The organism is Methanosarcina sp. MSH10X1 (assembly GCF_004099695.1).
Classification (GTDB): domain Archaea; phylum Halobacteriota; class Methanosarcinia; order Methanosarcinales; family Methanosarcinaceae; genus Methanosarcina.
The window spans coordinates 198,638-219,731 of sequence record NZ_SCHL01000005.1 but is presented as its reverse complement, the minus strand read 5'-3'; the positions used below and the strand labels follow the sequence as shown (position 1 = coordinate 219,731).

Sequence of the window (21,094 nt, the reverse complement as noted above, 5' to 3'; positions counted from 1 at the left end):
AGTTCCGGAAAGCAGGCAAGAGTTAAAACCTCTGCCTGTTTTACAGAAAATTTAACCTTTTTTGCTGTTTTCTCTGATAAGGCACCTGAACCTTCCCGTTTTCCGAAGGTGTTCAAGGCTACAAATAAACCCACGTTAGAAGTACCGTGGGAAAAAGCAATTCTGAAAATCCAGCAAAGCCGCTACTGCTCTCCTGCCAATTAAAGTAAACTCAACAATAACTGTATAAGGATTAGCAGGATGATTATTCCTATAATTAATCTTAGAATCCCCGCTGCCACTTTGTAGACCCCTCCTTTATAGATAAATAGAATATAATTTTCATATAATTTAAATTTACAGTATGCCTGGGAAAATCCCTCAGGTGTAGAATAAACCGACAATAAACATGAGTAAACCTGAAAATACAGGAATTAAAAAATTGTCATTAAAGAAGAACCTTGATATTATTTGCGAGTTCAATTCCCGGATTGTCTGCAAACCTATAACGCTTTCCAATAGCATTCCACCTGCAGCCCCGATAAAAGCCTGAACAGGAGTTACAAAAAATAAGGCTGCCAAAAAGGCTGCTATTATACCTGAGCCAGTTCCTTCTACGGTTTTTTTCCCCGAATATGGAAGCCTATGCCTGCCTACCAGTACGCCTGCAATGGTTGCTATCGAGTCCCCGAAGGCAACTATCGCAATCGAAGCATAAACAATTTCCTCAGGGAATAGTATAAAGGAAAGAATTGCTCCGCAAAGAAGTAAAATAGTCCCTTTAAGCGGTATAGTCTGCTTCGAAGCCCTTCCCCACTTACACAGGAATGTGGATAATTGAAGCGGAAGCTTATCGAAGATAATGGCTATTGAGATTATTACATGGAAGGCAAGCAGAAACAGCAGGAGAGTCAGGGCCATATCCCCGGCTGCCCGGATTAAAAGAATTAGAATTATACCGGTGGACAGGTGTATTAACTGGCGCTCAACCTCGCCTTTAAGAATGGCTTTTTTATCAAGGTAATCGCACTTTAAGTCCTGAGTGTAATTATTTGCCATGAAACCACTGTTTATTGACCCTACGCACGTGTCTGAACCCAATCGGTTAACCGGTGTTGAAAAATCTGAAACTAAGGCTGAAGCGTAAGCTTTATTCTCTGGAATTTCGCTTAATAAAATAAACATGTCATGAAATATATAAATATATACAGGATAAATTTACAGGATTTTATCAGGCACGGGATCAGGGCATTTTACCTGAGCTTATCGGGAAGAAGATATTGAGCCTCTATGATGAAACATATCTTCTCCCGGATTTCATTCGGGACAACCTGTTAAGGTATTTGACCACCCAAAGACTATATCCTTCAAAATCCAGTAATGATAGGGGATATGAATGCCAACAATAGTTCACTTTGATATTCCGGCAGATAATACTGAGAGAGCAAAGAACTTTTATTCCAGTCTGTTTGGCTGGAAGTATGAAAAGCCCTTCGAAACCATGGAATACTACCTGGTAAGCACTGAAGACCTTGAAGGTAAACCCGGGCTGGGAGGAGGTCTTGGAGAGAGAGGAACTCCAGATCAGAGAACGATGAATTATATAGGTGTTAGCTCAGTGGATGAGTACCTGCCGAAGATTGAGAAACTCGGAGGAAAGGTGCTCATGTCAAAAACTGCTGTTCCAGGAATGGGATATCTTGCAATCTGTCTGGATACTGAAAATAATACCTTTGGAATCTGGGAAGAGAACGAGGGAGCTCAGTAATTTAACCTGGCTTCCTCCTTTTTAAGACCAAAACCGACTTTTGTAACTATTTGACCGGGAAAAATATAAACATCTACTTTATTAAATCGCGATGGAATGTTTCAATGAGAACAGATTTTCTTTAGAGAACAGATTTTCTTTAGAGAACAGATTTTCTTTAGAGAACAGATTTTCTTTAGAGAACAGATTTTCTTTAACTGCTTTCCATTAATATCACTGTCAATTAATCATATATTCTTCTTCCGTCAGTTAATGATCAGACTCATAATTAACCAGAAACGATATCGTTAAACTTATTTTGAATAGACTGTATAGTCAAATTTCCCTTCAGAACCTGAAGATGGCAGTAAAAGGTATTTTTCTTTAGGCTTTTTTCGTATAGTAAAAGCGCTATTCGCGGCTAAACTCAGTTTTTCGAGATTCACTGGAATTATAGGTTTGCATAAAAAGTAAAAAGCTCACATGCAATTCCATAATGAGGTAAATTTAAAACGGTGGGAGTGATAACGCGCTTAAAAATTGGAAACCCAGGTTCTAAATATATATTCTGTAGCAATTTTATAGTATTATTGCATTTAATTGAGTATTTTATCTTAGACTGGTGAACAATCGGGGATATGGGTCAATTCACTGAATCGCTGCAGGGGCTAATATTTAAAGCAGTGCTTAGTGCGAACATAGGCGCATTAGATAATCTCGCAAATCGCTTTACCTAATTTTGTGATCGCGGATGGTATGGTCGAGTGGAATTTATTGGTGATATGTAAGGCTCTGACGACTCGATACCAGAAACCTCTATACTCTGTGAGTTGCTGTTTTTTGCGGGAGAAAAATGCGACCAGTGAGATTCGCGCAGAAGTAGCGAGCACTGGAGAATGATCCTCCGGCATTATTTAAGTTTACTGGCTAACGGCGTTGCTCAACTGCAGATCAATATCAAGCTAGCCAACTGAGAAATAGTGAATCGGCAGTCATAAGACTTACGGGCATTTTACTCTAACGTTTAAAGAGTTTACCGGCATGAGCCTGAGAGAGTTTGTGGATGGAGGTAATAGTATGAAGAATCAAGCACCATTCCTGAACGTAAGTAGTTTTGCTATGGAGGAGGTAAGCCGAGAAATTCTTGAGACTTCAACCCCTCCAGGAAGTCCATTCCTATCGATTTACGAATCCGAGGAAGCCGGTGGTTTAATCGATCCGGAAACTGAAGAATATGTTCAATTTCTCAATGAGCTTTATGACGAGGAATTCAATGAAACTCTGTACGGTCTGGCAAGCGAGGCTGCTGCCCTTTATGAAGTCCGCTTCACACATGAATATAGAGATCCCGGGATCGTCGGTTATGAAGCCGAAAGGTTTCTCAATCAGCACTTTGCCCCACTCGTTGCGGAAGCTGAGGCTATGCTTGGGAGTCTGGCTACGGAATTAAGCCAGAGGGATCCTAAAAGCCTCTCAGAATACGAGATTGGTGAGATTGTTGATCGGTATAAGCCTTCCATTGAACCCATTCCCAATTTTGAAGATTTCCTGAGAAAACTTAAAAAGACGTTCAGGAAAGTAGCCGGCAAAGCTGTTAATCTTGCAAAAAAAGGAATCAGCGCTGTAGCCATGGCAGGTCTTAACAAACTTATTCCGCTTGTTAAACCGCTACTTAAGAGAGTCATTGAAAGTGCTATTGGAAAGTTGCCCTCTCAACTCCAGCCCATAGCTAAGAAACTGGCCGAGCGTCTGCCCTTTTTGAAGGAATTTGAAGAAGACAATTATTCCACAGGCAATTCTCCCCTGTCAGAAAGCGCAGGGCTCTCCGAGATTTCACAGATTCAGTACGAGTTCGACCGGCACATTGCAGATGTCCTGTTCGCACATACTGAGATTGAGCAGGATCTGGAAGTCTCCCAGGTACTGACTGAACAGCAGGCTCCTGAGATTTATCCCCTGGCTGAACTGGATAACGCCAGAGACCATTTTATTGAGAGTCTACAACAAATGAAGGAGGGGGAAGATCCCACTCCGCATATTGAAAATTTTATTCCGGCCATTCTTCCGGCTTTAAGGATTGGAATAAGACTAATGGGCCGCAAAAAGGTCGTCAATTTCCTTGCAAAATTCCTGGGCAGGCTTATCCAGAAATTCGTCGGTCCGCAGCATACCCAGGCACTTTCACAGGCAATTGTAGACGCCGGTCTGCGTCTCATCCAGCTGGAAGCGACATTTGAAGACGAATCGCATGCCGCTTCTTCGGCTGTGGCTGCTACCGTTGAAGAAACAGTGCGTCGCGTAGCCACACTCCCGGATTACATTCTTGAGAACCAGGAACTTCTCGAAGGCTTTGCACTCGAAGCCTTTGAACAGGCTGCAACTGCAAACCTCCCACAGGTCCTCTCTGAGGAAATTTATCGTAAACGTCCTGATCTCGGAGAAGCCAGGAATCTCCGGGGAGCCTGGATTATGATGCCTCGCGGGCGACAAAAAAGATACAAGAAATTCAGTCGTAAAATTCCGACAAGGATTACACCACATAAAGTTTCGGCTGTCGAAACCTTTGAAGGTATTCCTCTGGAAGAGTTTCTGGAAGAGAAACTCGGAATAGAGCCAGGAGAAGAAGTAGAAGCAATTGTTCATCTTTATGAGAGCATTCCAGGTACACGCCTGACAGATATCTCCAGATTGGAAGAAAATAATCCAGGCTTGAGTACTCAGGATGGATATGAACAACTTCACCCACTAACAACGAATGCCTCAGGGATTTTGCTGGGAGAACCTCAACTGGGCAGAGATACTGATTCCAGATACCTCGTTGACCCTTATACTACTGAGGTTGGACAGCGGTTTTACTATTTAGAAATTCCTGGAAAACGCCCTCTAATGGCTTCAGCGATGCCTGGCCGGGCTAAAGTACGCAGTGCAACAAAGAGCAGAGTCATATTCGATTTTCCTAAGAACGAAATAAAGTTCCTCCTTTTCCTGAGTGAGATCCGCGCTCAAGAAATTGCCGTGAAACTCCGGCAGCATACGCACGTTGGCGTAGTTATGGCCAATTTGCAGAAACCTATTGAACGTGGGCTGCGCAGGGCACTCACGGATTCTTCCGGAAAATTGAAGATAATTCATGAAGCCGTAACACCGGATCAATGGGTAAATGCCCTGCAAAGATTACCATCCCTGGTCCCTCAAGTCCTCCTGGGGCGGCTGAATGAATGGATTCTTAAAGGGCTTTCAGATTATTTGAAGCAACATTCAGGGGAGTTCATTCAGGCTGCCGCAGATACCGCCGATGGTGTAACACTCTTAATTACCGTTGAAAATCCACCAGGGCTCCCACAGCTTCGCCAGGTCCTGAAAGGCAGAGGCATCTCTCTTCCAAGCCTGAAAATGTCAGGTAGTACACCTGATGTGAAGATAAAGGTAACACCGGGGTACGCGCATGAGTGATCCGGGTACTGCGACAAGAACTCAACTCACCCGTCAGGTGGCTCACTGGACTGCCGCTGCAATGCGGCTTCATGATCTGGACGATCTGGCATCACCTTCTGCCTGGAACAGTCTCGAACACTATCTCGGTTTGTCAATTCGACAGCACCTTACCATGGCAGTAGAGAGATTGAAACGCGAAGCCACCTTTTTGCAGACTGCTCTTAACTCAGCTTCCTCTATAGCCGATCTGTCGATTGTAAGGCAGCAATTACTGACTTTTCGCAAACGGTATCTGCGCGTTGAGACGACACTGGACTTTTACGCCGATGCGATTAATACCCGCACAAGTACGATAATGATGGGACTCATGAGAGCCTGTGATACCCTGTCGCACCGGAGTATGACCCAAATTCTCGACCAGCTGGGGAAGCCGGCTCCGATAACACTTACCTATCTTGACAAAGGATTAGGAGCTTCAATTTTAAAAGCCGGCCTGCGACTCTGGGACGAGACCAGTGTAAATCCTGTAGCAGCCATAAAAATAACCCGGCACAATCTGCATCGACCCACAGCACTGATTCATGAGGCAGGTCATCAAGTAGCGCATATTACAGGCTGGAGCGAAGAGCTTTCCTCTGCTCTTGAAGCCGATCTGGCTTATGCGCCAGCAGGAGTTGCAGACGCATGGGCGAGCTGGGCGCCGGAAATAGCTGCAGATGCTTTCGGTTTTGTACACACCGGCTATGCAAGTGTAGCCTCTTTGTACGATGTAGTGGACGGCGGAGAGTCCGTTGTTTTTCGATATCTTCCAGGAGACCCGCACCCCATAAGCTACCTTCGAGTGCTGCTCGGCGCGGAAATGTGCCGGCAGTTCTATGGTGCAGGTCCCTGGGATGACCTTGCCCTTTCCTGGACGCAACAATATTCCCTGCAGAGGGCACCACAGGCATCTGGATATTTACTGAGGGAATCAGTGCCTCTGCTCACGAATGTTGTCAATATTACGCTACGCAAGCCTATGCGATCTTTCGGTGGACGGTCTCTTATTGCACTTATTAATCCCGAGCGTGTCAAACCGGAAACTCTTCTGGCATTGGAGCAACAGCTTGGTGCTGCCCTGTATACTTCAATGCACTGGATCTGGACTGAGGCATTGCGCCTGTTAGCTCTTACCGGCTTACGAAAAGCAACATTGGCTAACCGTACAACAGAAACGATAAAGTTACAGGAAGAATGGATGCTAAGACTTGGCGGCGCTTTGCAGGCCGCTTAAACTTTTTAAGGGGGATATAGTAATGCCAGAACCGACACCAGAAGAAACTCAGGCTATTGAACTGTTCAGGTCGATACGGAATATACTGCGAGTACCGTTCAGGAAAGATTTGCAGGATACGGATGGTCAATTTCCCGGTGATAATCAATGGAAACTGCCGGAACCAGATAAAAAAGCTCTTGAGGATCTACCGGGACCCTGTAATGTGACTCCTCCTGGTTTAGCCAGGTTTCAATTTCAGGAAAATCAGGTTAATGAGACTTCAACCAAAGAGACTTCAGAAGACTCTTCATCAAAAGAGACAGGAGGGGAGTGAAATATGTTCAGACGATATGCAGGCGGTATCCCTGAGGGTGCAAATAAGCTATTTCTGGAGCACCCATCTGTGCTAGCAGCATTGTTAGAAGTGACCTGGCAATACAGAATTCACTTTCCCAAGCAATCATTGGGAGATCCGTTTCATAGAAGTAATATCCCTCAGTTGCCTGATTTCTGGCTTAATCAATTGCGATCCATTGTCGAGAACGAAACTCGCAAGCCCGTTATCGACCCACCTTCAGGAGGTCGGAGACCGGTTCTCTGGGACCATTTAATTTATGCGTACATGATAGAGAACACCCGCATATACGAAATCTTCAGGCGTGTTCTATATGAATACCTGCATGGTGAAAAGCTCGGCGTCCCGACACCTGCAGCTCAACACTGGCTGCGTAATACAGAAGAACTCTTTTACCGTGATCCACTACCATTTTCCATTATCTCGGTTACCAGCAATATCCGCTCGGACATGCGCGCTTCAAGGCGGAACGCTTACCAGCGAATGTTCGGCATGGATCTTAACCATGGTACCGACGATAACCAGCCCTATCCCTATGTCAAAGCCGAAGCTTACAATAATGAATTCGTTCCCGTATTTGAAGAGTTTCTTCGTGAGGTCTGGGTCGCAATAGTAAATGTCAAGAACGAAACCGGGGTTAACCCGACTGACAGAGGTAAGGTCGAAACTCTCGTAGAGAGCTTGCAAAGTATGCTTATGACGCGCAGGGTGAATGGCAATCTTTCGCGTGAAGAATTTGCATTCGTATCAATGATGTCCTGGTTCCATCTTACAGTGGAATTTAATTCTCCAATAATTGAGTCTCTCAGAGCGGAAGCATCCAGTCCGGAACAGCGGCTCTTTAAAGTTGCTCAACGCGTTGGCTTGCCGGCTCATGGCCTATCGAAGAGTTATTTTGATATCGCGGACCCTATCTCTCGGATTCTCATCCAGATTGAAATAAGTGGTACCGGAATTGTACCCGGTCTTCTGGTTGCCGGCCCGCTCCAGAACACCGTGAATACAATAATTACCCACTGGTCCACTATCACAGGACGCGATATAAAGGCAAGGAAAGTTGCAACAACATGAGACGGGATGATCAGACATGGCCTCGCAAGAAGAAAACGGCCGCAGTTTGCGTCCCTATCGATCCGGGAATCTCGTTTCTCCTTTCACTGAGGAAGGTCTCTTCTTAAGGGAGACAGGTACAGGGTGGGAATTTCATTTAGCAGCATTGGAAACCGAGAACCCTTTCAGGCACGCCTTCGAGCAGGATAGATCAACTGTAATTGAACCGGAGGAATCGGAAGAGGAATTCGAAGAGGAATACGCTGAAGAAGAATGGGCTGATGAAGTCAATTTCCCGGCGGACGAAAGTGAAATTTACAGAGAGGAAGAACTGCCGGATCTGGAATATGGTATCGAAGAATTCTATAACTCAGACGTGGGCTCATATGCTGAAACAGGCAACGAAATCATTCCCGAAGAAATGACATATCTGGAAGAAGAGACGGTTATCCCGGAGAGGGCCTGGATGGAACCGGAAGAGGAAAAACCCGATTATTCTCTGGAAGAAGCCGTATATAAAGAAGAAGGGCTCTTTCCCGAAGGAGGAGAAGCCTTATATGAAGAGGAAGGGCTTCTTCCCGAAGAAGAGCCGTTTTTCGACGAGGAAATCTTTATTGAGCCCGATAGAGAAGAGATTAATTGGCCGGGCTTCGAGGCTGAAAAGGGTCCTGAAATACCTGCTGGCAGACTGGAACTGACCAGAGTATCTCTTCTGAAGCATCATCGTGGTTCTGGTCCAGATCTGATTCTTACATGGAACAATATGTTAGTGCAGCCTGAAAGTGTAGATGTGGTTATCCATTTGCATGGATATTCACTCCAGGCTGGTAAGCTGCTGCATCTATCCCGTGATATTATGCCGCGCAGCGGCCTTAACTGGTCTGACCCTGAAGGACGTGACCTTACTCCCGGACGGTCAAGACCAACTCTGGCACTTTTGCCCAGGGGGCATTTCTTCGGGGGGAAAAGCGGTAGAGGTTACAATTTTCCAGTGTTAATCAGTGGAAAAGGACTGCAACAGTTAATCAATTTCGGACTCGATCAATTTGCCCGGCATACAGGTGTTGCGAGCATTAAGCTCCGGCGTCTCATTATCACAGCCCATTCGGGTGGTGGTGCAGCCATGTTGAAAATTCTGCGTCACAGCAATCCTGACGAAGTCCACGTATTTGACGGGCTCTATCAGAACCCAGCCGACTTGATCCGATGGGCAAAAGCCCGTATTGACCGTGATCAGAAAGCACTTGCTACTGGAACGGAATCACCGGAGCATTATATGCCCGACCGCGGAGGTGCGCTGCGCGTGCAGTTTCGGCATGGAACCGCGACACAGCGATATAGCCTGATGCTCCACAGCGCTCTTGTTGCAGCTATCCCCCCGAAATCCGAGCTTTCTCGCTGGTACCGGGTCGAGCAGACTTCTCTTTCTCATCTTCGCATTCCGAGGGCGTATGGCTGGCGGCTCCTTGCCGACGCAAGCGCAGAACTTCCAAATACTTCCACACCTTCCAGGTCAGCCCGCGAAGTAACTTACCCGGATGAAGAAAATCTGTACCGGACTCCGGATCAGGAGATATCTTCTTCCTCGGCTTTGCGACAACGCATTGTTGAAGTCGCGAAGAGAGAATGGGAAAACTGGAAAAGAGGCACTCGTAGTGAAACCGAACAGGATATGAAAGTATTTTTACGTAAGTACTGGATGAATTATCATCCCAGAGGGCTTAGCCAGACTAATGCAGACGGGAAAATAGCCAGCAGGAGCCCGTGGAGTGCAGCATTCATTTCTTATGTCATGCGTGAGGCTGGTGCTGGGGACGCATTTGCTTATGCTGCATTGCATACCAGTTATATAGCCGCCGCGAAAAAAGCCGCTCTGGCGCAGGAGCCTTTCAAGTTCAGGGCGTATGAAATTTCAGCGGTCAGACCTGAGATAGGAGACCTGGTATGTCGTGATCGAGCCTCCAGAATCGGGGCCTCCTGTGCTGGCACGACTTTTGCCAATGTGGATAAGGGCGGAATTTCTCACAGTGATATTGTTGTCGAAGTACACCAGAAATACGCCGTCATCCTGGGTGGGAATACGGCTCAGACATACCCAAACCGGGGAAAAACCGGAGATACCGTCGGTCAGAGAAAACTCAAATTAAACGAGCAAGGATATGTGATTCCAGACCAGGGCAAGTGCAGATACTTTGCTATAGTTAAACCACCAGGCCATGTTGGTCAACTGCCAGGCATTTCTGCACCTTCAGCAACCATTAAGCCAGCAGCTGAGCTGGTCAGGTTCGCGCAAAGAGTGCTCAATGCCACAGAGGGAGAGCGGCTTGATGTAGATGGGAAACTGGGACCTCTCACCCGGGGTGGAATCGAGCGTTTCCGCAAACGTTACGACCTCGGTGCGGGAGGCGTGCTCGATGACAAAACCCAGCTCGCCCTTGCACAACGGGCGCTTGAGGAAATTGCACAACAGTCGGTCTTTGCACAGCCAGGTGAATTCGATGCGAAAACCGAGCAGGCGCTGAAATCTTTTAAGTCAAGCAGAGGGTTGGGCTGGAATGCAACGCTTGACGCGGCTACACGGTCGGCTCTAGCCGAGGCAATTGTGCGGCGCTTAGCTCCGGCGTCACCGATATCCGGTCACCCCAGGAGTGCAGCCGTGAGTGGAACTCCGGTGAATGCCAATGTAATCGCTGCAGTTGAGCGGTATCGCCCGATTGTGGAGGCGGCGGCAGCTAAATACGGTGTGGATTCGGCGCTTATCCGGGGCGTTATTGCAGCCGAATCGGGAGGCAATAAAAATCTCGTTGCGAAGAGCGGATATACTGGCCTGATGCAGTCGGATAAGGGTGAAATATACAAGCAGCCTGCGGTGTCCATTGACTCAGGTACGAAGAAGCTCCGTGACTTCCGCGCTATAATGGAGAGCGTACTGAGAGAGCGCGGGAAGCGATATAACCAGCTCCCGGAGACTGAACAGCTTCGCCTGCTTGCCCTGGCTTATAATGCAGGACCGGTAACCGTGGCTAAGGCGCTTCAGTATGCCGCAGAGGCAGGAAACCCCGAACGCTGGCTCGACGCTGAGCATTACAAGCGAGCGTTACTGTTCACAGGGGCATACAGCCTTAAGCAGGCCGAAGCGTCATGCCTCAGGAATGTGAGCCCTCCGGAAAAAGACTCACGTATACGCGAGGCTGTGCGTGTTTGGAATCAATGGCGCCTGGGAACAAAGAAGATGAACTGGCGGAAACTGGACGACCCCCCAATCTGGTCGAAAATTTCAGCGAGTCTGCCGTCATTCGTTGTATGTGCCATTGATTTCAAGCATCGCAACAGTCCGAAATACGCTGAGAAAATTCTAGCCTATAGGAACCGATTTCAATCGCTCTAATGCGCCTTCATACTGTGATCCGTAATAACTCGCAGATACGTGAATTATCTGAGAGAGTTAGCGCTACCCAGATGTGAGTGCTGTTCCATACACTTCCTCCCGAAAGGCAGATGGATTTTATTATACCCGGAAACTTTAAGAAAGGGATACGATGCCGTTTTTCTCATAAATAATGAAAAGACGGAGAAGAGGTTTATTCCGTCCCTCTTATGGCCGGTAAAACATCTTTTCCGTATGCTTTGAGGAAAGCTATCTGGTCTGAGGCTGCCGAGTGAAGGTAAATGTGTGTAAAGCCCAGATCAATATATTTTTTTACAAAATTAATATGGTCTTCAGGATTTTCCGAAATGCAGGTTTGCTTTCGTATCGTATCCGGACCCACAACTTCCCCATTCTGAGCAGACATCTCCGGAGTGTAGATTTTATTCACGAAAAGAGCAGGTATAAGCGCTCCAGCCCAGTACTTCATGAAATTTTCAATGGATGCCTCAAGATCTACGCCATACTCAACAAAAAGCTCTACTGCTTTTGGCAAGTTTTCCGGGCTTTTACCTGAATCTCTAGCTCCTTTTTCAAACTCGGAAAGGATCTGCTCATACATCTGGGTTTCCGGTTTCCCTCCGACTGTTAGAAGGCCGTCCCCGTAGTAACCTGCAACGTAAGCACTCTCGGGTACGAGAGAGGAAATATAGATCGGAATGTCATTTTCAGGCAGCGTATATAGCTTTGCGCTCTTTGTTCTGTAGTAACATCCATCAAAACTGACCTTCTGCCCTGTCCAGAGCTCACGGATAAGTCCGATTGCCTCTATCATCCGTATCTGACGCTCATCATATTCCGGCCATTCGAGGGTTACTGAATACTCGTTTAAAGCTTCTCCTGTTCCAACTGCAAGATATGTCCGTCCCCCTGCGAGCGAAGACACGGTTGCAGCAGCCTGAGCAATAATAGCAGGGTTATAGCGCAGAATAGGGCAGGTCAGGCCTGTTCCCAGTTCTATGCTCTGAGTACTCGCAGCTGCCGCACCAAGCCAGCTCCAGATAAAGCAGGCCTGTCCGTCCTCACTCCAGGGGTGGAAATGATCACTGGCATCGATACTTTCAAAGCCTGCCTTTTCAGCAGTTATGACCTGCTGCAGCATCTCCGAAGGAGTGAACTGTTCAGGTGCGATTTTATATCCCAATTTAAGCAATTTTACCCCCCACTTATTTGGTTATAATTCAAGAATTATAAATTATATTAGATAATCGTATTCAGACTCAAAAAATCCTCTTTTCAGTCCAATGCCCTTCCTCATGGGATCCGATTATCTTGAGAGCTGAACCCTTGAAGAAGAAAGAAAATAGGGAAACGAAGTAAGAAAATAAAGAAAGGAGAACATTAAAAAAGGTGATAAAGAGAAAAGAATGAGAAAGAAGAGAAAGGGAGAAAAAAGGGAGAAAAAAGGAGAGAAAAAGGAGAGAAAAAGGAGAAAAAGGGAGAAGAGAAAGGGAGAAAAAAGGAGAGAAAAAGGGAGAAGGAAAGGGAGAAGAGAAAGGGAGAAGAGAAAGGGAGAAAAAAGGAGAGAAAAAGGAGAAAAAGGGAGAAGGAAAGGGAGAAAAAGGGAGAAAAAATGGAGAAGAAAAGGAGAAAAAAGGAGAGAAAAAGTAAGGAAAAAAAGCTTAAGAATGCAGCCTGGTCCGGGATTTAATCTACAAGTGTAAAGTACATTCTTCTATTGCTTTTCCCTTTATTTTGAAGTTTTGTTATCTTTATGCCATTTATTTCCCCGGTGTTTTTTACGTGGGTTCCCCCGCAGGCTTCGATTGTAATTCCTTCGATTTCGACCATTCGGACCTCTTTTATTTCATCAGAGAAGCCTTTCGCCAGTGTAGTTAACCGTGAGAGTTTCTCTTCGGCTTCTTCACGACTTACAATAAAGAAGTTAACAGGATTCCTGCGGGCTATAAAGTCGTTGGCAATTTTCTCGTATTCAGCAAATTTGTCCCTGTCAAAAGCCTCAAGGCTGAAATCCACCCTGCTCTGGTCAAGACCAAGCTGGTTTCCGGTTATCTGGGCTCCCGCCTCTTTCTCAATCACATTTGCGATTACGTGAGTCGCCGTATGCATGCGCATATGCCTGTAGCGGCGATCCCAGTCTATGAATCCTTTTACCTTGTCTCCCGGTTTTAACCCGTTCGAGACATTTTCACCGGCTACCTCATGACTGATATCTCCATTAAACTTACCCACATACAGAACATTAAATTCAGCCCCGTCGGACTCACGGACTAACTTTCCGGTATCACCTGGCTGACCCCCGCTCTCAGGATAAAAAGCAGTACGGTCAAGGACAACAAATTTATCATCCGTCACCCTTTCGACAGTTGCTTCGAACTCTTTCAGGTAACAATCAAGGAAGTAAAGCGCCTCTGTCATTGTCAAACCTCTTTTTTAACCTCATCAACAGTAGATAAAAATGTCAGAATAATAAACTAACCGCGACCGTTGTGCCGCGACCGTTGCGCCGGTCGATCACGCTCCGGTTACACCGTTTTAGATAAGCATGAGTTTTCGCTCAAGCCTTTTTGTAAAAGGCTTGCGTTTCGCTGGTCGATCACGCTCCGGTTACACCGGTCTAGATAAAGCATGAGTTTTTGATAAAACTTTTTTTGAAAAAGTTTTCGCTCAAGCCTTTTTGTAAAAGGCTTGCGTTTCGCTGGTCGATCACGCTCCGGTTACACCGGTCTAGATAAAGCATGAGTTTTTGATAAAACTTTTTTTGAAAAAGTTTTCGCTCAAGCCTTTTTGTAAAAGGCTTGCGTTTCGCTGGTCGATCACGCTCCGGTTACACCGGTCTAGATAAAGCATGAGTTTTTGATAAAACTTTTTTTGAAAAAGTTTTCGCTCAAGCCTTTTTGTAAAAGGCTTGCGTTTCGCCGGTCGATCACGCTCCGGTTACACCGGTCTAGATGAAGCATGAGTTTTTGATAAAACTTTTTTTGAAAAAGTTTTCGCTCAAGCCTTTTTGTAAAAGGCTTGCGGTCAAGGATTTTTTGAAAAGGCTTGCGGTCAAGGATTTTTTGAAAAGGCTTGCGGTCAAGCCATTTTTGTAAAAGGCTTACTGGAAGTTTATTTTTACATTGCTGTCGATTAAATTGATATCGGTAAGAAGCTTTTCCTTTCTGTGTTCAAATTCTTCCTTTAAAGCGGCAAGCTTCTTTTCGGAATCTTCAACGTCTTCTTCAAGCAAGTGGGCTCTGCTCAGAAGTTCTGCTTCCTTATGTTCGAGTTCGGCCAGTTTTCCAGTGTCTGAACTTTCGATTTCCGCTTTTTTCGCCTCAAATTCCTGTAAAGCTTCAAGATACTCCTTTTTTCGTTCGGGAAAAGCTGAAATTGCAGTTTTTACCTGCAAGAGGGCTTTTTCTTTTTTCTGAGCCTGCATATCCAGAGCGTTATCCTCAAGTATCTTTTGAAGCTCCGGGAAAAAAGAGGGATCGACTTTTACGGGGTTTTCAAGGCAAATATCAAGCTGATTCTTTACTTCCGGCTTCAGGGTATACCTGCTGCTTTCATGAAGTTTTTTAATCCTTGAGAGATGGCCAGATAGTGGAAGGATAAGAGAACTCAAGCCTGCCTCGGCTTTCCTGAGTTTCTCCCTTGCCGCAGAAAATTCTGCCTGCAGGTTCTGTAGACTCTGCCAGGCAGCTCCTTTTCTGAAATCCTCGAGAGCCTTGCCGGCTTCGGAAGCTTCAGTTCTCAAAGTCTGGACTCTTCGGATTCTGGATTCCATTTCCAGCTCTTCGTCTGCTATTGAAGCTGAGAGCTCGTTTATTTCTTTAATATCCGACCTAGCTGTTTCCAGGTAGTCCATTTCCTTTTTATTTACCAGAATTACCTCCCTTAGCGCTTTAAAAACTCCACCCAGACTGGCAAGACTTTCACTAACTTCTTTTGATTCTTCAGGAAAAACGACTCTGGTATACCTGAAACTTCGGTTCATATGCTCCAGGCAGGACTCAAGACTCTGCGTAGCTGCTCCATAGAAGTTTTCGAGAGCCCTGAAATCCCTGTTTTCCTGTACCCTGATTTTATCTATCAACAGTGTGACCTGTTTTGTCACATTTTCCCTGTTACTTTTCGCTCGCTTCACAGCCCTGATATCAAAGTCTCCCTCAACTCTGGCTTCCGCAAGCTTTGAGTTACTTTCCTCGAGTTCCGAAAGCGAGGCCTCAAATTCACTCAAAAGGCCGGACATGTCCTTTTCTACTCGGGAAGATATCTTTTGAGACCTGGCATCCAGCCATGCAGGCAGATCTTCAAAATTGATTTCCTTGAGACCGGTCTCCTCACTGGAATCTTCTCTTTTTCCGAAGAGTTTCTTAATCCACTTCAATCTTGACCTTTCCTGAATTTGATAAAATTAATTGCATTATTTAAATCATCTGGAATTATTTCTGTAATCATGTATATTTTTAAAACTCCTTCTATGAAAAGATTTACTCCGTAAAAGACTTTCCGGATTACAAAGGCAGATGAAAGAGAGTTAGTTCTAAAGATACTTATAAAAGAAACTAAATGTATTTTATACAGACAGTAAATCCTATCAGTATAATCCTGAACCTTACTTTATAAGTTTACTCTTTATAAGTCCTACTCTTTACAGGATCGACTGGACAGCGGCATAAGAATCGTTTTTGAACTTTTCCGCACAGAGATAAGAAGCGAAGAGGATAAAAATGAGCTATGTGATAATGGAACAGATAATTCCGTATACCGGGATAACGGTATCAAGGCTGATTTTCGCAATTATAGTGCTTATCGTGGGATTCTTTTTATCAAAATATCTTATTCGTATTTTCAGAAATGGAATACGGAAAACAAAGATTCCGGACCTTACCGTCCAGTTTCTCACCCATTTATTAACTGTCCTCCTTTATGCGATTGTTATTCTTGCTTTCTTGAAGAGCCTGAATTTCGACGTTGATAGTTATATAGTAGGAATTTCTGCAGTAATAGGCCTGGTTCTCGGCCTGGGCATGCAGGACACCTTCACGAACCTGACTGCTGGAGTATGTGTTGCAGCAATCAGGCCTATCGACATGGGAGAGACTGTGACCGTAAACGGACAGACTGGAAAAGTAAGGGCCGTAGGGATTATGTCGACCGAGCTCCTGACCCCTGACAATCAGCTCATAACAATCCCTAACAAGCTTGTCTGGGGAAATTCCATTGTTAATATGACTCGGATGCCCACGAGAAGAGTTTCTGTAGATGTAGGAATAAGTTACTCCTCAGCCATTGAAAAGGCCATAGAAATAGCACTCAATCTTATGAAAAAACACCCTCTTGTTCTCCAGGACCCCGAGCCTGCAGTAGTAACTACCGAACTTGCTAATTCCTCGATAAATTTGCAGCTAAGAGCGTGGTCAAAGACCGGGGACTTTCTAGCTGTAAAGAATAGTCTTACCGCCGGCATATTTGAGGCATATAACAGAGAGGGAATTGAAATTCCGTTCCCCCAGATGGATATAAATATAAAAGAAACTAAACCGAAAGAAATTAAACGGGGAGAAAGCGGTAAATGTGCAATAGAAAAAGATATAACGGCACAGGTAGAAAGGCACGACATGGAGGAGCTATATTGACAGGGCTGACCTACCAGGTGCTAACCTGACTCTACCTGACTACCCATTCATCCAGTAATTAGCAAGTTATATGGAACATTGCAGTAACTCTGCCTTCAAGTCCGTTCCAGCGCTCAATTGCCCAGGGAGTTGGAAAAAGTTCCACGCCGCATTTCTTTCTCCTGAAAAAATCTTCAGCTTCCTCCGAAAGCTTCACAAAACCTGTCTGTCCGGTCCCTATAATGATTTTTTCTGTTCCTTCCTCATAGATGTACTTTGCTTCCTCAAGCGAGATCTTGTGAGAGGTTCCGTACAATTCCTTTGACAGTTTTTTCTCTCTTTTTTCAACCATCCCATTGAGGCGAATGAGTATATCATATTCATAGGTATTTCCATCTACGGTAATCGAACCAAAACTGGTAGAATCAATTTTCGGTTTCATGCTTTACCTCTTAAATTAAAACTGAGAATGAGATTGCATATTGTACAATTGTCCCACATACCTGATATATACGTATGCCCTGTATAACTGACTCAAGCATTTACCGCATGTATCATGTGTCTGGATTGCATATGACTGGACTGTGATATGCTCAAACTATTGATGCTCAAACTATTGATGCTAAACTTTGATGCTCAGACTCTCATGCTCAGGCTCTCTGGCACAATCTAACCTGATAAAGGATCAACCAGAAGTAGTAATATTCACAAATATTTGGACATAAAGGCGCGATTAATCTCATGGTATATAGAATTGCATGACAAAACAATAGATCTTTAAAGACGCGGCAAATGACAAAAATGCAGCAGTTAATAATTTTTAAATCCGAGGAATAACTGTGGGTAACCGATAATATCGGCAGAGAAATCATAAATACTCTCTGGGGTAAAAAATAATTAAAAGTAAATAAAAATGAATTAAAAATAAATTAAGAATAAATAAAAATAAATTAAGAATAAATTAACCAAACCGCTGCTTTATCACGATCTGCCAAAAATGCTCTTAAGGGTTTCATTGACCATGCCGACTGCACTGCAAGTAGCAGGTGTACCCGCGAGTGGGTTCAGCATCACGAAATCGTGTATAGTTCCCAGGTATCGAACGGCTGTAACATTGACGCCTGCCTGCATCAGTTTATGGGCATAAGCTTCACCCTCATCGCGAAGAACATCATTCTCGTCAGTAATTATAAGAGCCGGTGGCTGTCCCTTGAGTTGCTCCACCGAAGCCTGCAACGGGGATGCTGTCGGCTGCTTACGTGTTTCCTCGTCAGGCAAATAGTTATCCCAGAACCACTTCATGGCTTCACGGGTTAGCCAGATCCCGGTTGCAAACTGCTGATATGAAGGGGTATCGAAGTTCGCATCCGTAACAGGATAGAACATTACCTGATAGGCAATTTTCGGGCCTCCTCTCTCCTTTGCCAGCAGGAGGACAGCAGCTGCCATGTTTGCGCCTACGCTGTCTCCAGCCAGAATTAACTTTGAGCTGTCCAGGTTATGATCTTTCCCATTCTCTGCAAAGTATTTTGTCGCTGCATATGCCTCTTCAATCGGTACAGGATACTGCGCTTCCGGAGATGGCGTGAAATTGACGAATACAACCGCAACACTGGCTCCGACGGCAATTTCCCGGATTAATCGGTCATGTGTATTTTTGTCCCCGAGCACCCAGCCGCCGCCATGAAAATACATCACAGCAGGCAGGATCTCTCTATTTCCTTCTGGCCTGACTATTCTGATCGAAACCTGTCCGTTAGGACCGGCTGGAATGTCAAGGTCTTCAATGTCTGCGGGTAATTTTGCTACCTCACCCTTCTGCAAATTTGAAAGGACTTTACGGGCGTCTTTCGGGGAAAGCTCATAGATTGGTGTTCCACCCTGCTTGTTTACATTTTCTACAAATGCTCTGGTTGCTGGTTCGAGTAAGTTAATGGTCTGGTCGGTCCGATTCATACCGAAACCCTCCTGGCTTGCTTTTAACCCTTACATAGTCGCCGGCGCTAACAGATAACGTAAAAATGGTACCGGTTACCAATTAACATATAATTGGTATTATATATTTGACCCAATAGATATGAACCTGCTGGAAAAATGAGCACAAAAACCGGATATTAAAGCTGTCATCTATCCTGTTTTCAAGCCATAGAAACTCTGAGAACCCCGGTTTTCAATTCGATAAGACCTTTGAAATTTACAAATAGTTTATATTCCTGTATAAACAATTGGACTCTTAAAAAATATAAATGAATTATAGCGTAAAAAGAGATAAGGAATTAAAAGATAAAAAGAGGAGAGAAATTGGGACGATATTCGATAGAGGATTTTATTCAAAGCACAGGAGAAAAGGATCTGAACCAGGGAATTTTTGAGTTAGAGCGTGAACGCTTGCTTGAAGTTAACCTTGAAGGAATGGTCTGGACAAAAAGAGGTTCGATGGTTGCGTACACAGGGGATATAGTGTTTACACGGGAAGGACTTTTCGAACATGGGATAGGTACACTTGTGAAAAAATCACTTACCGGAGAGGGCGCCAGCCTAACAAAAGCCGAAGGTAAAGGAAAACTTTACCTAGCCGACAAAGGAAAAAAAGTCTCAGTCCTGAAACTTGAAAACGACTCAATTTTCATAAATGGCAACGATCTCCTTGCCTTTGAGACCTCGCTAAAATGGGATATAAAACTGTTGAAAAGAGTTGCAGGAATGATGACAGGAGGGCTTTTCAACATAAAACTGGAAGGAACCGGCATGGTTGCCATTACAACCCATCAGGACCCGCTAACTCTCAGAGTAAGCGCAGGTCACCCGGTCTTTACCGATCCCAATGCTACAGTTGCCTGGTCAGGAAATCTGGAACCTGAGATAAAAACTGATATTTCCCTGAAAACCCTGGTTGGAAGAAGCAGCGGAGAGTCAGTCCAGATGGCTTTCAAAGGAGAGGGATTTGTAGTAGTGCAGCCTTATGAGGAGGTTTATTTCCAGGCACAAGCCTGAAAATAACACCTTTGTGGAATTTTTCTTTGAAAACGAAATCAGGAGTTTAGAGGCCGGAGCTTGAAGCCTCGTTACCGCTTGATACCGAGATTCTTGATTTTTCTCTTTTTTCACATTCCATTGCATCTTCTGCGGCTTCCCTTATAGTATATCCCGCCTTGTGAAGAATAGTGTCCCCCAACTGGGGGTCTTTGTCCATACTCGCAATGCAGGGATAGGAGTGGTGGGCTCCTGAGATGGTTTCTTTATAGTCTGAAATGTCAGTCCAGCCGAGTTTCTTTGCCACAAACCAGGTGGAACCACAGGGAGCATCCCTGAGAACGCCTGCGCCTATGAACATCTTCCCGTCTGGACTCATCTCGATCCTGAGCACAGGTCTTCCGAAACCAAGGTCAACGAATGCATCTATAACGGGTTTTCCGGTTTTCTCAAGCGCACAGAAAGGTCTTGGTCCCTCAAACTCAACTCCAATGGCTTCAAGCTCTTTTCTGAGCTGCTCAAGGACACCTGCAGGAGTTTTCTTTGAATCTTCAGCAGGCGCAATTACAGCTTTTGCCTTTGTCTTCTTCACAACGCCCGGAAGGGCCATAAGCAGGTCGGGATGGATGCCAATGGCAAGTATAAGATCACATTCCGGAAGCTTTTGAGGCATGTACTGATCGGGCTCTTCTATAAATGTGGGCAGGTCTTCTGGAAATTCATGAATGCCTACGATCAGGTTCGCATATGACTTTCTGACCTGCCTGCAGTGGTTGCAGAGTTCTCCGCAGGACACGCAGAAATTCCCAGGGTTGATCAGGTTCTGGATAACTTTTCTTCCAAGTTCGCCTGAATAGAGTACAAGGATCTTCATAAATTACTCCTATTTTTAAAACTGTAAGGGTTATTTTATAATTTCAGTGCCTTTTTGAGAAAGTGAAATTCGGATTACTTCGCCCCCAAAATAGAAAAAATAGGGACATCGACCCGCACAGGATTTTTAGAATTTATCTGAAAACTGTTTAATTTAGTTAGTATAGTACCTCTTTTACTGAATGTTTTTTTAATTATACTTTATAATTATTTGTTTCTATGTATAAATAATTAGAGTTTCAAGATAGAAATCAGTATCCATAACGAAACCTTGACTATTCTTCAAGCTCACTAAGCTGTTAAAACTAGATGCTAAAGATTCAAAGAATAAGCTAGAAAATTGAGCAAAAAAAAGTATCAAAAATTTGAATAGAGATATCGTAAAAAGATTTATATCTCAGGTTGGAAAGCTATAATCTTCCTGTTTTATAAG

The 21,094-nt window shown here is 44.8% G+C and carries 16 protein-coding genes; 9 read left to right on the top strand and 7 right to left on the bottom strand.

All coding sequences use genetic code 11. The features are described from left to right. Window positions 1-360: 360 nt before the first annotated feature. Entirely contained in the window at window positions 361-1,038 is a 678-nt protein-coding gene (locus EQO05_RS06520; protein WP_128504872.1) for a diacylglycerol/polyprenol kinase family protein, read from the bottom strand. A gap of 337 nt (window positions 1,039-1,375) precedes the next feature. On the opposite strand from EQO05_RS06520, the gene EQO05_RS06515 reads away from it, so the two are divergent. The 6 genes from EQO05_RS06515 (at window position 1,376) to EQO05_RS06490 (ending at window position 11,209) form a co-directional block, all read left to right on the top strand. Then, on the top strand, window positions 1,376-1,747 hold the full coding sequence (locus EQO05_RS06515) for a VOC family protein (RefSeq protein WP_128504870.1): 372 nt from the start codon (window positions 1,376-1,378) through the stop codon (window positions 1,745-1,747). Between the two features lie 1,056 nt (window positions 1,748-2,803). Next, window positions 2,804-5,179 (top strand): hypothetical protein, encoded by a 2,376-nt coding sequence (locus EQO05_RS06510; protein ID WP_128504868.1) that lies wholly within the window; start codon window positions 2,804-2,806, stop codon window positions 5,177-5,179. Beyond that, complete coding sequence (locus tag EQO05_RS06505) at window positions 5,172-6,434, top strand: hypothetical protein (protein WP_128504866.1); 1,263 nt, start codon at window positions 5,172-5,174, stop codon at window positions 6,432-6,434. Before EQO05_RS06510 ends, EQO05_RS06505 begins: the two co-directional genes overlap by 8 nt. Window positions 6,435-6,456: 22 nt before the next feature. Continuing rightward, window positions 6,457-6,750, top strand: a complete 294-nt coding sequence (locus EQO05_RS06500; RefSeq protein ID WP_128504865.1) for a hypothetical protein — start codon at window positions 6,457-6,459, stop codon at window positions 6,748-6,750. A 3-nt stretch (window positions 6,751-6,753) separates the two neighbouring features. Further along, on the top strand, window positions 6,754-7,842 hold the full coding sequence (locus EQO05_RS06495; RefSeq protein ID WP_128504863.1) for a hypothetical protein: 1,089 nt from the start codon (window positions 6,754-6,756) through the stop codon (window positions 7,840-7,842). Window positions 7,843-7,858: 16 nt separating this feature from the next. Then, window positions 7,859-11,209 carry a DUF2272 domain-containing protein gene (locus EQO05_RS06490; RefSeq protein WP_128504861.1) on the top strand — a complete coding sequence of 1,117 codons (3,351 nt, stop codon included), beginning with the start codon at window positions 7,859-7,861 and terminating at the stop codon, window positions 11,207-11,209. A gap of 193 nt (window positions 11,210-11,402) precedes the next feature. On the opposite strand, the gene EQO05_RS06485 is transcribed toward EQO05_RS06490, so the two are convergent. After that, complete coding sequence (locus EQO05_RS06485) at window positions 11,403-12,401, bottom strand: TIGR03557 family F420-dependent LLM class oxidoreductase (protein WP_128504860.1); 999 nt, start codon at window positions 12,399-12,401, stop codon at window positions 11,403-11,405. 214 nt (window positions 12,402-12,615) lie between these two features. Between EQO05_RS06485 and EQO05_RS06480 the strand changes: the two genes are divergently transcribed. Then, the gene (locus EQO05_RS06480) at window positions 12,616-12,912 is read left to right on the top strand and encodes a hypothetical protein (RefSeq protein ID WP_128504858.1); all 297 of its coding nucleotides are present in this window, start codon (window positions 12,616-12,618) and stop codon (window positions 12,910-12,912) included. On the opposite strand, the gene alaXM is transcribed toward EQO05_RS06480, so the two are convergent. Continuing rightward, window positions 12,896-13,627: an alanyl-tRNA editing protein AlaXM gene (gene alaXM / locus EQO05_RS06475; protein WP_128504856.1), complete on the bottom strand. Its 732-nt coding sequence runs from the start codon at window positions 13,625-13,627 to the stop codon at window positions 12,896-12,898. The genes EQO05_RS06480 and alaXM overlap by 17 nt on opposite strands. 682 nt (window positions 13,628-14,309) lie before the next feature. Further along, the gene (locus EQO05_RS06470) at window positions 14,310-15,584 is read right to left on the bottom strand and encodes a cell surface protein (protein ID WP_128504854.1); all 1,275 of its coding nucleotides are present in this window, start codon (window positions 15,582-15,584) and stop codon (window positions 14,310-14,312) included. A 343-nt stretch (window positions 15,585-15,927) separates the two neighbouring features. Between EQO05_RS06470 and EQO05_RS06465 the strand changes: the two genes are divergently transcribed. Beyond that, complete coding sequence (locus EQO05_RS06465; RefSeq protein WP_128504853.1) at window positions 15,928-16,836, top strand: mechanosensitive ion channel family protein; 909 nt, start codon at window positions 15,928-15,930, stop codon at window positions 16,834-16,836. A gap of 58 nt (window positions 16,837-16,894) precedes the next feature. Here the strand turns inward: EQO05_RS06465 and EQO05_RS06460 are convergent, their stop codons facing one another. Together EQO05_RS06460 and EQO05_RS06455 are read right to left on the bottom strand one after the other, a co-directional pair. Then, window positions 16,895-17,257, bottom strand: coding sequence for an Mth938-like domain-containing protein (locus EQO05_RS06460; RefSeq protein ID WP_128504851.1), 363 nt, complete (start codon window positions 17,255-17,257; stop codon window positions 16,895-16,897). A gap of 539 nt (window positions 17,258-17,796) precedes the next feature. Next, window positions 17,797-18,771, bottom strand: a complete 975-nt coding sequence (locus EQO05_RS06455) for an alpha/beta hydrolase (protein ID WP_128504849.1) — start codon at window positions 18,769-18,771, stop codon at window positions 17,797-17,799. Between the two features lie 345 nt (window positions 18,772-19,116). On the opposite strand from EQO05_RS06455, the gene EQO05_RS06450 reads away from it, so the two are divergent. After that, entirely contained in the window at window positions 19,117-19,809 is a 693-nt protein-coding gene (locus tag EQO05_RS06450; protein ID WP_128504847.1) for an AIM24 family protein, read from the top strand. 46 nt (window positions 19,810-19,855) lie between these two features. Here EQO05_RS06450 and EQO05_RS06445 read toward each other — a convergent pair whose 3' ends face one another. Further along, window positions 19,856-20,662, bottom strand: coding sequence for a DUF166 domain-containing protein (locus tag EQO05_RS06445; RefSeq protein ID WP_128504845.1), 807 nt, complete (start codon window positions 20,660-20,662; stop codon window positions 19,856-19,858). Window positions 20,663-21,094 lie beyond the last annotated feature (432 nt).